Raw genomic sequence first — 11,484 nt, 5'->3', positions numbered from 1 at the left:
CCTGTTCCGACCCGCCCTGAACCTCTCCGGCGAACGGCCGACGCTCACTCGGGGCTCGGTCGTGTCTGGGCGGGCCGTGCCTGGGCGGGCCGTGCCGGGCCGGCGAAGCCCGCGGGCGTCCCGTCCTCGGGATCCTCGGCCGGGACGATGCCACCGAGCACGGCCCCACCGGTGCCGGCCGTCTCTTCGGCGCCCGCGGCGCCCGCGTACGGGTTCCCGTGCGCCCGTACGTCGCGCTCGGCCAGCTCCCGGGCCTCCAGGGCGAGGACGTCGGCGGGCGCGCGGTCCGCCGGGTCCCCCGTCGCGAGGAGCCGTTCCGCCTCCGCCAGCCGGGTGCGCGCGGTGGCGCCGACCGCGCCCCGGTGCGTCGCGACGAAATCGGCCGCGGCGGCGGTGGCGGTGCGGGCGGTGATCAGAGCGGCGGCCGGCAGCACCCCGGCCCGCCCCGAGGCGACCGGCGCGGTAGCCCGTACGACCCGACGCAGCACCCCGACGGGATCCCGGGGCTGGCCCCCGGTCAACTCCTGCCGCACGGAGCCGAGCACGGCGTCCACATGCAGCAGCCGGACATGGAACCCCCCAGGGGTCGCCCCGGCGGCGCCGAGGGGCACGCTCGGGTCGGGGCCGGATCCGGCCGGGGGCGGCGTCGCCGATCCGGGGGCGGGACGCTGTCGGGCGGACGGTTCCGCCTGTCGTCTGGCCCGGGCCAGCTCCGCCTCCGCGCCCGTGAGGGCGGCCGGCACGGTCTGCTCGGCCGACCGCAGCGCCGCCGCCAGGCGCTCGACGCCCTCGACGAAGACGGCCGCCTGGGCGATGGCGCCCTCGGCGGCGCGCAGTTGCCGGGCCGCCCGCTCGGGTCGTCCCGAATCGGCCGACTGACGCGCCTGGTTCAGCCGGACGGTGGCGAACAGAAGGCGGTCCTTGGCCTGTTCGACGCTCCCGGTGACGGCAGCGGTGGCGGTCGGCGCGTACCGGCCCTGGAGCCCGGCGAGGATCGCCTCCGAGGCGCCCGCGCGCCCCGCCAGCTCCCGGAACCGCCCTTCGGCGACCCCCAACGCCTCACCCAGCCCCTGTTCCAGTCCCCGCAGCCGCCCGAACTCCCCGGCCACGGAGTCCAGCCGCCGCCCGGCCTCCGCGCACCGTCCGACGATCCCGGCGAGCGCGTGCCCGCGGGCCGCCTCCTCCGCCGGCACCCCGTCGTCGTACCGCTGCCGCATCCGGAACGCGGCGGCGAGTTCGGTCTCCGCCTCGCGGACGGCCCGGCGGACGGTCTCCAGCTCCTCGGCCGCGCACAGGGCCTCGGCGAAGCCGAGCTCGGTACGCGCCGCCCGGATCCGGTTGTCGGCCTCGACCAGCGCCGCGCAGGCCTGCTCGTCGAGGGCGGCCAGGGGCGGCGACGACCCCGGCGGCGGTGGGCTGCCGACCGCGCCGGGAGTCGTCCGGACGCGGGTGCGCCGGACGCGCCGTACGTACCCGTACCCGGCGATCGCCCCGGCCGCGCCGACCGCCACGAGCGGCAGCACCAGATCGACGGTGGACCTCTCGTCGGCCTCGGCCGCGGCTTCGGCCTCGGCGGCGCTCGCCCCGGGCGCCGGGTTCTTGATCGCAACCGGAGCGTCGCCACCCGACGTCATCCCTGGCAACACCAGCCACACGACCCCGACCGCACCGCCCAGCACGGCATGCGCCACCCGCACGGATATGTGCGACTTGGCCCGCCGCGGCCGGCCTCGGAGCAAGGAAGAGGTCACATTTGGGAGCGTATGGCCGCGATTACGGCGACGCGACCGGGATGCACCCGAGACGGGGGCGGTGGGGCGGAACGACACGCGAGGGGGGAACCGCGATGGAACGGCCACCGGTTCGGACGAAGACGGACACGGACACGGAGACGAAGGGGGAGCCGGGGACGAAGGGGGAGCCGGCGGCAGACACAGAGACAGAGACAGAGACAGAGACAGCGACAGCGACGGGAGCGGCGACGGACACGGACACGGCTGAGGCACCGGTGGAGTCCACCGCGGCGGACGACGAGAGTGCTGCGGGCGCCGGAGCCACGGGTGACGCCGGAGGTATGGGTGACGCCACAGGCACGGGTGACGGCGGAGGCGCGGGGGAGTCCGGAGGTGCCGAGGGGAACGGGACCGGCGACGATCCCGCGGCCGGGACGGTTCGTCGGCGCGGGCGTCGCGGACGGCTGGTGCGTCGCACCGCCCTCGCCCTCGTCCTGCTTCTCCTGGTCCCGATCCTCGCCGCCGAGACCGCCCTTCGAGTGAACTACCTGGGCGACCCGGCCGACGGCACGTACACCCGCGGCAAGGACGCCATCTGGCTGGGCCACGCCTGGGTCGACGGCCGCAAGACCGACGCCGACGTCAAGGCCCTGGCCGACCGCCTCGGGAAGACCGGCATTCGCGACCTGTACGTCCACGCCGGCCCCCTGGAGCACGACGGCACCCTCCCCGCCTCCGCGTACGCGGGCGCGCGTCGGTTCATAGCCGCCGTCCACCGGGAAGCACCGGAGCTCCGCGTCCAGGCCTGGCTGGGCGACGTCCTCGCCAGCGAGAGCCCGAACGGCATGCGGCTGGAGCGGGCCGAGACCCGCGCCGCCGTCGTGCGGTCCACCCGCGAGATCCTCGCCGCCGGCTTCCAGGGCGCCCACTTCGACCTCGAGCCGCTCCACTCCGACGACGGCGACTACCTCGGCCTCCTGGACGACCTGCGCGCCGTCACCAGGACGCGGAACGCCCAGCTCTCCGTCGCGGCCCACCAGATCGACCCGGTCCCCGGTTTCCACTCCTTCTGGGGCACGACCACCGGCCACCCCAAGTGGTGGTCGCAGAAGTTCTTCGGGCAGGTCGCCCGCCGCGTCGACCAGATCGCCGTGATGTCGTACGACACCATGCAGCCGCTACAGAGCACGTACGGCGGTTACGTCGCCCAGCAGACCTCGCTGGCCCTGGAGGTCACGCCGGCCTCCACCGACCTCCTGATGGGCCTGCCCTTCTACCACGAGAACCGGTTCGGCCACTGGAATCACGCGGAGACCGTCGCCGCCGCCGTGCGGGGCGTCCGGCTGGGGCTGTCCCGTACCGACGCCGACCGCGAGAACTTCGGCGTCGCGGCCTACGTGGACTTCGCGGCCACCGAGCAGGACTGGACGTCGTATGAACAGGGCTGGGTCCGGTAGATCCAGTAGATCCAGTAGATCCAGTAGATCCAGTAGACCCGGTGGATCCGGTGGATCCGGCGGTCCAGGCGGAGCCCTCCCCTGTCCTGGACCCGGGCCGGGTGGGATCATGAGCGCATGGTGCATTGGACTCTGGTGGTCACGGCCGTCGTCTGCGTGACGCTCATGGCGGTGGCCGGGCTCGCGGCGGTCACGCGGGAGTGGGTGCCGCCGTTCGGCCGTGGCCGGGTGGTGCGGCCACGGCTGTGGGGCGTCGGCGTCCTGGCGAGCGCCCTGGGCCTGAGCCTGTTCCTGTCCCTGGGCCCGCTGGCCTCCTCCGACCTGGGGGTGAACCTCTACATTCCGCTCGTCGGAATGGCCGTCAATCTCGCCGGGCTCGCCGTCCAGATGCTCGCCCAGCGCCCCGGACGCGTGCCCCGGCTGCCCCCGACGCCTACGACGAACGCCTCCTGATCTTCGATCCCAGCCACACCAGCGGGTCGTACTTGCGGTCGACCGCCCGTTCCTTCAAGGGGATCAGCGCGTTGTCCGTGATCTTGATGCCTTCGGGGCAGACCTCCGTGCAGCACTTGGTGATGTTGCAGTAGCCGAGGCCGTGTTCGTCCTGGGCCGTGCGTCCGCGGTCCAGGCCGCTCTCCTCGGCCGCGTCCAGCGGGTGCATGTCCAGTTCGGCGACCCGCATGAGGAAGCGGGGCCCGGCGAACGCCGTCTTGTTCTCCTCGTGGTCGCGGACGACATGGCAGGTGTCCTGGCACAGGAAGCACTCGATGCACTTGCGGAACTCCTGCGAACGGTCCACGTCCTCCTGGAACATCCGGTACTCGCCGGGGCCGACCCCCTCGGGCGGCACGAACGCCGGAACCTCCCGCGCCTTCTGGTAGTTGAAGCCGACGTCCGTGACGAGATCGCGGATCACCGGGAAGGCGCGCAGTGGCGTGACGGTGATCGTCTCCTCCCGGTCGAACACCGACATACGGGTCATGCAGAGCAGCCGGGGCCGCCCGTTGATCTCCGCGGAGCACGAACCGCACTTGCCCGCCTTGCAGTTCCAGCGGACGGCGAGATCGGGCGCCTGGGTGGCCTGGAGGCGGTGGATGATGTCCAGGACCACCTCGCCGTCGTTGACCTCGACCGCGAAGTCCTTCAGCCCACCGCCCTCGATGTCACCCCGCCACACCCGGAAGCGTGCCTCGTAGCTGCTCACTCGTACAGCTCCTCTTCGGTGAGGTACTTGACCAGCTCCTCCTTCTCGAAGAGGGCGAGCAGGTCGGGGCGGATGGGTTCGGTGTGCTCGCGGGTGAGGGCGATCCGGCCGCGGACGGGGTCCGTCGCCGCCAGGACCCCGGTGGGGTCGGCCGGTGCGCACAGCAGGTTGACGTTGCGCCACGCGCGGTCCATCGTCGGGTGGTCCTCCCGGGTGTGCCCGCCGCGCGACTCGGTGCGTTCCAGCGCCGCCCGGGCCACGCACTCGCTGACCAGCAGCATGTTCCGCAGGTCGAGCGCCAGGTGCCAGCCGGGGTTGAACTGCCGGTGCCCCTCGACCCCGGCCCGCTGCGCCCGTACCCGCAGCTCGGCCAGCTTCTCCAGGGCGTGTGCCATCTCGCCCTCGCGGCGGATGATGCCGACCAGGTCGTTCATCGTCTGCTGGAGTTCCTGGTGGAGGGTGTACGGGTTCTCCGGCGCGTGGTCCGCCCGGTCCCCGGGTCCCTCCGCGGAGAACGGCCGCAGCGCCTCCGCGGCCGCCGCGTCGATCTGGTCGTCGTCCACCGCCGGGCGTCCCCGGGAGAGGTCCGCCGAGTACTGGGCCGCGTGCAGTCCCGCCCGGCGGCCGAACACCAGCAGGTCGGAGAGGGAGTTGCCGCCGAGCCGGTTGGAGCCGTGCATGCCGCCGGCCACCTCGCCGGCCGCGAACAGTCCCGGCACCCCGCGGGCGGCCGCCGTCTCGGAGTCGACCGCGATGCCGCCCATCACGTAGTGACAGGTCGGTCCGACCTCCATGGCCTCCGCCGTGATGTCGACGTCGGCCAGCTCCTTGAACTGGTGGTACATGGAGGGCAGCCGGCGCTTGATGACCTCGGCGGGCATCCGCGTCGACACGTCCAGGAAGACCCCGCCGTGCGGGGAGCCGCGGCCGGCCTTCACCTCCGAGTTGATGGCCCGGGCCACCTCGTCACGCGGGAGCAGCTCCGGCGGGCGCCGGTTGTGGTCCGGGTCCTCGTACCAGCGGTCGCCCTCCTCCTCCGACTCGGCGTACTTCTCCTTGAAGACGTCCGGGACGTAGTCGAACATGAACCGCTTGCCCTCGGAGTTCCTGAGCACCCCGCCGTCGCCGCGCACCGACTCGGTGACGAGGATGCCCTTCACCGACGGCGGCCAGACCATGCCCGTCGGGTGGAACTGCACGAATTCCATGTTGAGCAGCGGGGCGCCGGCGAGCAGGGCCAGCGCGTGGCCGTCGCCCGTGTACTCCCACGAGTTCGACGTGACCTTGAAGGACTTGCCGATGCCGCCCGTCGCGATCACCACGGCCGGTGCCCGGAGGACGAAGAAGCGGCCGGTCTCGCGCTCGTAGGCGAAGACCCCGCTGACGCGTGAACCGTCCTTGAGGACCCGGGTGACCGTGCACTCCTGGAAGACCTTCAGCCGGGACTCGTAGTCGCCGGTCTCGCGGTGGTCCTCCTGCTGGAGCGAGACGATCTTCTGCTGGAGGGTGCGGATCAGCTCCAGGCCCGTGCGGTCGCCGACGTGCGCGAGGCGCGGGTACTCGTGGCCGCCGAAGTTGCGCTGGGAGATCCGGCCGTCCTTGGTGCGGTCGAAGAGGGCGCCCCAGGTCTCCAGCTCCCACACCCGGTCCGGGGCCTCCTGGGCGTGCAGCTCGGCCATGCGCCACTGGTTGAGGAACTTGCCGCCGCGCAGGGTGTCGCGGAAGTGGACCTGCCAGCTGTCGTGTTCGTTCGCGTTGGCCATGGCCGCCGCGATGCCGCCCTCGGCCATCACGGTGTGCGCCTTGCCGAACAGCGACTTGCAGATGACGGCGGTGCGGGCGCCGCGTTCGCGCGCCTCGATGGCGGCACGCAGTCCGGCGCCTCCCGCGCCGACCACGACGACGTCCCACTCCTGGCGGTCGACCACGGACATCAGCAGGCCCCACTCATCGGATACCTCCGAGGAAACCCCGGCCTTCAGGCCGGGGAGGAATCGGACTCCTGCGGAGCAGGGCAGGGAGCTGGGATTCGCCGCCAGGGCGGATCGCAGTGCTCTGACCCGCAGATTTGGAACTGACCAGCAATGGCTCTAGTTTGTGAGCGTGACCACGAAGCAGGTGAAGCGGGCGTTCAAGTACCGCTTCTATCCGACGGATGCGCAGGCGGCTGAGCTGTCGCGCACCTTCGGATGCGTGCGGAAGGTCTACAACCTGGCGCTCGCGGCCCGTACGCAGGCGTGGGTGCGGCAGGAGCGGGTCAACTACAACCAGACGTCCGCGATGCTCACCGCGTGGAAGAGGACGGAGGAGCTGGCCTACCTGGGTGAGGTGTCGTCGGTTCCGCTGCAGCAGGCGCTGCGGCACCTGCAGGTGGCGTTCACCAACTTCTTCGGCAAGCGGGCGAAGTATCCGCGCTTCAAGTCGCGGAAGAAGTCCCGCAGGAGCGCGGAGTACACCACCAGTGGTTTCCGCTTCCGTGAAGGCCGGCTGACTCTCGCCAAGATGGCCGATCCGCTCGACGTGGTGTGGTCGCGGCCGCTGCCCGAGGGGGCGCAGCCGTCCACGGCGACGGTGTCCCAGGACGCGGCGGGACGCTGGTTCGTCTCGCTGCTCTGCGACGACACGATCCTCCCGGCCCCGGCCACCACGAACGCGGTCGGTATCGACGCGGGGATCACATCCCTGCTGACGCTCTCCACCGGAGAGAAGATCACCAACCCCCGGCATGAGCGCAAGGACCGCACCCGGCTGGCCAAAGCCCAGCGGGAACTGTCCCGCAAGGCCAAGGGCGACGGGACCAACCGGGCCAAGGCCCGCAGGAAGGTCGCTCGCATCCATGCCCGGATCGCCGACCGGCGCCGGGACTTCCTGCACAAGCTGACCACTCGGCTCGTCCGTGAGAACCAAACGGTCGTGATCGAGGACCTCACCGTCCGCAACATGGTCAAAAACCACCGGCTCGCGCGTGCGATCTCCGACGCCTCGTGGAGAGAGCTGCGGACGATGCTGGAGTACAAGTCCGCCTGGTACGGGCGGGAACTCGTGGTCGTCGACCGCTTCTTCCCCAGCTCGAAACTGTGCGGTGCCTGCGGAGCGATCCGGGCGAAGCTGCCGCTGAACGTCCGTACCTGGACGTGCGCGTGCGGTGCGGTCCATGACCGGGATGTGAACGCGGCGAACAATCTTCTGGCCGCCGGGCTGGCGGTGTCTGTCTGGGGAGCTGGTGTAAGACCTCAACGGGAGTCCTCCCGGACGGGGCAGTCGGCGATGAAGCAGAAACCCCCACGGCGCGAGCCGTAGGAATCCCCCTCGTTCACGAGGGGGAGGAAGCCAACTAGAAAAACCTCGGATCGTCGAAGGCGCCGGACGCGACGAGATACACGTAGAAGTCGGCGAGCGACACGCTCACCAGCGACACCCACGCCAGCAGCATGTGATGGGCGTTCAGCTTCCCCACGAACCGCCACGCGCGGTAGCGCACGGGGTGTCGGGAGAAGTGCTTGAGCTGGCCGCCGACGATGTGCCGGCAGGAGTGGCAGGAGATGGTGTACGCCCAGATCAGCGTGATGTTGACCAGGAAGACCAGGGTCCCGAGGCCCATGTGGCCCCACGCGTAGTGCTCGTCGCGGAAGGCGAGCACGGTGTCGTACGTCAGGATCCCGGCGACGAGGATCGCCGCGTAGAAGAAGTACCGGTGGATGTTCTGCAGGATCAGCGGGAAGCGGGTCTCGCCGGTGTACTTCTTGTGGGGCTCGGCCACCGCGCAGGCGGGCGGGGACGCCCAGAAGCCGCGGTAGTAGGCCTTGCGGTAGTAGTAGCAGGTCAGGCGGAAGCCGAGCGGGAAGATCAGGATGAGGATCGCGGGGGAGAGGCTCCACCAGTCGCCGAACAGGTCCCAGTTGGGTCCGGACCGCATGGTCCGGCAGTTCTCCGCCAGACATGGGGAGAAGAACGGCGAGACGTACGGCGCGGCGTAGTAGTCGGCGTTCGCGAAGGCCCGCCAGGTCGAGTAGACGATGAACGCCAGCAGGCCGACGGCGGTGGCCGCGGGGGCGAGCCACCAGAGGTCGGTCCGCAGATGGGGAGCGGCGATAGCGGCGCGTCCGGCGCCGCGTACGCCGCTCGGGGGACGGTGGTCCGTCGGTGAGGGTTCCGTACCAGTGGCCAAGTCAGGACTCCGGTCGGGTCAGGGGGCGTGCCGGCCCCGGGCGCCAAGTCCCTCGTCGTCCGTGTCGATCCACAGGGAGTCGTCGTACGGGGTGTCGGGGATGGTGACGAGCTCGGGCCCGCGTGACGACCCGGGCTGGGAGACGGCCGCGCGCAGCAGCGCGACGCTCTCCCTCAGATGATCGGCGTCGGTACGGACCCGGCGCATTTCCAGGCCGGTGCTGCCGAGCTGCTGCTCCAGGCGGCCGACGGACCGGGAGAGGTCGTCGAGACAGCGCTGGGCCGTTGTCAGGTCGTCGTGCACGGACATGAGCAGTCCTCGCTTCCGTGGGGGCTGGGCCCTGGACGGCAACGTTCATGCGCCTGCGAGTGTTGCGCGTCACACCGGTCGATGTGAAGGCGTGTGCAGCGATTGGCGGGTGCGTTGCTCCGCACGAGTGGCCTTGGAAGCCCCTGCCGCCGTGTCGCCCACGGCAGGCGAACCCTTTCCTCTTCAGTGAGCCATAGATCTGATCAACTCCAAAATACCGCCAAACGTGATCAAAACGCACCCGCGTCGACGTATTCGCGTCCAGGTTTCCGGGGTGTTCGGGTCACCGGCGGCAGCGGCTCACCGGAGGTACCAGAGATGTCCCACGACGGCGTCGGCCCGCGCGCGGTGATGCGCTCGGTCGCCTTCCTCACCGCGGGCGCGCTCGCGGTGCCCCTGCTGTCCGGCTGCGGCTCCGCGGACGAGGCAGGCAAGCCCCTGGCTCGCCAGGACATCGCCCCGGCCGGCCGCGCCCAGGTCGCCGAGGGCGGCACGCTGCGCTGGGCCGTGGACGCGGTGCCGGAGACCTTCAACACCTTCCAGTCGGACGCCGACGCCGCGACCACCCGGGTCGCCCAGGCCGTCCTGCCCTCGATGTACCGGCTCGACGCGACCGGCCGGCCGCAGCGCGACGCCGACTACCTGGAGTCCGCGAAGGTCGTCGACACCGAGCCCAAGCAGGTCGTCCTGTACAAGCTGAACCAGCAGGCCGTCTGGAGCGACGGGCGGGAGATCGGCGCCGCCGACTTCGCCGCCCAGTGGCGTGCCCTGGCGGGCAAGGACAGCGCCTACTGGACCGCGCGCAACGCCGGCTACGAGCGCATCGAGAAGGTGGAGCGCGGGGCCAACGACCTGGAGGTCCGGGTCACCTTCAAGCGGACCTACGCCGACTGGCGGTCGCTGTTCTCCCCGCTGTACCCGAAGGACGTCATGGGCACGCCCGACGCCTTCAACGACGCGGCGCGCCGCAAGCTGAAGGTGACCGCCGGGCCGTTCGTGGTGAAGAAGGTCGACCGCAAGAAGGCGCAGGTGAGCCTCACCCGCAACACCCGCTGGTGGGGCCGGCCGGCCAAGCTCTCCGAGATCGTGCTGACGGCCGTCCCGAGGGACGAGCGGGCGACCGCGCTGGCCGCCGGGAAGATCGATCTGGCCGAGATCGACCCGGCCGCCGCGCAGCGCGTCGCCGGCGCCGCGAAGGGCACGGCCGGACCGCTCGCCGGTCCCGGCTCCGGGCGCACCGCCGCGAAGGCGCTGCGTTCCTGGGCGCTCGCCCACGGCTCGGACGAGGAGGAGGCCGAGGACGAGGTCGATGCCCGCGCCGAGCTGCGCAAGGCGGTCGCGAAGTGGGAGGGGCAGCAGAAGGCGCTGCGCGACTTCGAGGTGCGCAGATCGCTGGAGCCGGCGTACACGCAGCTGGCGCTGAACGGCGCGGACGGACCGCTGGCGGACGAGCGGGTGCGGCGCGCCGTCGCCCGCGCGCTGGACCGCAAGGAACTGGCCAAGATCGTGCTGAAGCCGCTGGGCCTGCCCGCGGAGCCCGTCGGCAGCCATCTGGCCCTGGCCGGGCAGGACGCGTACGCCGACAACAGCGGGGCGCTCGGCGGCCAGGACACCACTGAGGCGCAGGCGCTGCTCGCGGACGCCGGGTGGGTGCCCGGCGGCCCGGTCAAGAAGCAGGAGAAGGGCGAGAAGGCGGCCGGGTCGGAGGGGAAGAAGGCGGGCGGGAAGAAGGAGGGCGACTCCGACGACGACTCCGCGGACGGCGACGGCACGTACATCGTCGGTGCGGACGACAAGGGCGAGGGCGCGCGCAGGAGCGACGGCGGCGGACGGCAGCTCGCCCAGGACGGCAAGCAGTACCAGCAGGTGCGTCAGGGCGGCGCCCCCGGCGCCTACGCCCCGAAGGGCACCGCCGCGCCGGCCGGGGCCCCGGCCAAGACGTTGGCCAAGGACGGCAAGGCGCTCAGCCTGCGGTTCGTGCTGCCGTCCGGCCCGGGGTCGGAGCCGCTCGCGGCGGTCGCCGACCGGATCACGAGGATGCTGGCGAAGGTCGGCATCGGCACGGACATCACCAAGGTCTCGGACGAGAGCTACTTCAAGGACCACATCGCCTCCGGTCAGTACGACCTCGCGCTGTACTCCTGGCCCGGGTCCGCCTTCCCCGCCACCGACGCCCGGCCGATCTACGCCAAGCCGGTGCCGGCCGCCGACGGCTCGCTGAGCGTCGAGCAGAACTACACCCGGGTGGGCACCGACCAGGTCGATCAATTGTTCGAACAGGCGGTCTCGACCCTGGACGAGGGCGAGAAGCGGTCCCTGATCCGCAAGGCCGACTCCCGGATCTGGGCAGCTGCCGGATCGATTCCTCTCTATCAGCGCCCGCAACTCACCGCGGTACGGAAGACCGTGGTCAACGCGGGTGCCTTCGGCTTCCAGACCCCTGTCTACGAGGACATGGGCTTCCTGAAGAAGGGCGCCGGGAAGGGGGCGAAAGCCTCCGCGAGCCCCTCCGAGAAGTGAGCCGAGTGGCCCTGCGGGGGCCGTCCCCCGCCGGGCCACGTACCATGGGGTGAGGCCGTGGCGTGTCAAGCCCGGCAGGGCCCGCGTAACACA

The 11,484-nt window shown here is 71.5% G+C and carries 9 protein-coding genes; 4 read left to right on the top strand and 5 right to left on the bottom strand.

Annotated features, from left to right (window positions below; genetic code table 11):
- Positions 1–44 precede the first annotated feature (44 nt).
- On the bottom strand, positions 45–1,751 hold the full coding sequence (locus tag ACIRPU_RS28455; protein WP_403872219.1) for a hypothetical protein: 1,707 nt from the start codon (positions 1,749–1,751) through the stop codon (positions 45–47).
- A 323-nt stretch (positions 1,752–2,074) separates the two neighbouring features.
- On the opposite strand from ACIRPU_RS28455, the gene ACIRPU_RS28450 reads away from it, so the two are divergent.
- Both ACIRPU_RS28450 and ACIRPU_RS28445 read left to right on the top strand, forming a co-directional pair.
- Positions 2,075–3,190: a hypothetical protein gene (locus tag ACIRPU_RS28450; protein ID WP_403872217.1), complete on the top strand. Its 1,116-nt coding sequence runs from the start codon at positions 2,075–2,077 to the stop codon at positions 3,188–3,190.
- Between the two features lie 117 nt (positions 3,191–3,307).
- Entirely contained in the window at positions 3,308–3,643 is a 336-nt protein-coding gene (locus ACIRPU_RS28445) for a hypothetical protein (RefSeq protein ID WP_403872215.1), read from the top strand.
- On the opposite strand, the gene ACIRPU_RS28440 is transcribed toward ACIRPU_RS28445, so the two are convergent.
- Positions 3,624–4,394, bottom strand: coding sequence for a succinate dehydrogenase/fumarate reductase iron-sulfur subunit (locus ACIRPU_RS28440; protein WP_385564732.1), 771 nt, complete (start codon positions 4,392–4,394; stop codon positions 3,624–3,626). The two genes, ACIRPU_RS28445 and ACIRPU_RS28440, sit on opposite strands and share 20 nt — an antisense overlap.
- The gene (locus ACIRPU_RS28435; RefSeq protein WP_403872213.1) at positions 4,391–6,328 is read right to left on the bottom strand and encodes a fumarate reductase/succinate dehydrogenase flavoprotein subunit; all 1,938 of its coding nucleotides are present in this window, start codon (positions 6,326–6,328) and stop codon (positions 4,391–4,393) included. Before ACIRPU_RS28435 ends, ACIRPU_RS28440 begins: the two co-directional genes overlap by 4 nt.
- 163 nt (positions 6,329–6,491) lie before the next feature.
- Here ACIRPU_RS28435 and ACIRPU_RS28430 point away from each other — a divergent pair, with 163 nt between their 5' ends.
- On the top strand, positions 6,492–7,694 hold the full coding sequence (locus tag ACIRPU_RS28430) for an RNA-guided endonuclease InsQ/TnpB family protein (protein ID WP_403872211.1): 1,203 nt from the start codon (positions 6,492–6,494) through the stop codon (positions 7,692–7,694).
- Between the two features lie 34 nt (positions 7,695–7,728).
- Here the strand turns inward: ACIRPU_RS28430 and ACIRPU_RS28425 are convergent, their stop codons facing one another.
- Complete coding sequence (locus ACIRPU_RS28425; protein WP_403872209.1) at positions 7,729–8,562, bottom strand: hypothetical protein; 834 nt, start codon at positions 8,560–8,562, stop codon at positions 7,729–7,731.
- An 18-nt stretch (positions 8,563–8,580) separates the two neighbouring features.
- Positions 8,581–8,871 carry a hypothetical protein gene (locus tag ACIRPU_RS28420; protein ID WP_403872207.1) on the bottom strand — a complete coding sequence of 97 codons (291 nt, stop codon included), beginning with the start codon at positions 8,869–8,871 and terminating at the stop codon, positions 8,581–8,583.
- A gap of 318 nt (positions 8,872–9,189) precedes the next feature.
- Here ACIRPU_RS28420 and ACIRPU_RS28415 point away from each other — a divergent pair, with 318 nt between their 5' ends.
- Complete coding sequence (locus tag ACIRPU_RS28415) at positions 9,190–11,391, top strand: ABC transporter family substrate-binding protein (RefSeq protein ID WP_403872205.1); 2,202 nt, start codon at positions 9,190–9,192, stop codon at positions 11,389–11,391.
- Positions 11,392–11,484: the final 93 nt, after the last annotated feature.

Origin of the sequence: Streptomyces sp. NPDC102259, assembly GCF_044766465.1 — a bacterium.
GTDB lineage: Bacteria > Actinomycetota > Actinomycetes > Streptomycetales > Streptomycetaceae > Streptomyces.
The sequence above is the reverse complement of the archived record's forward strand: the minus strand, read 5'-3'. Positions and strand labels throughout refer to the sequence as shown.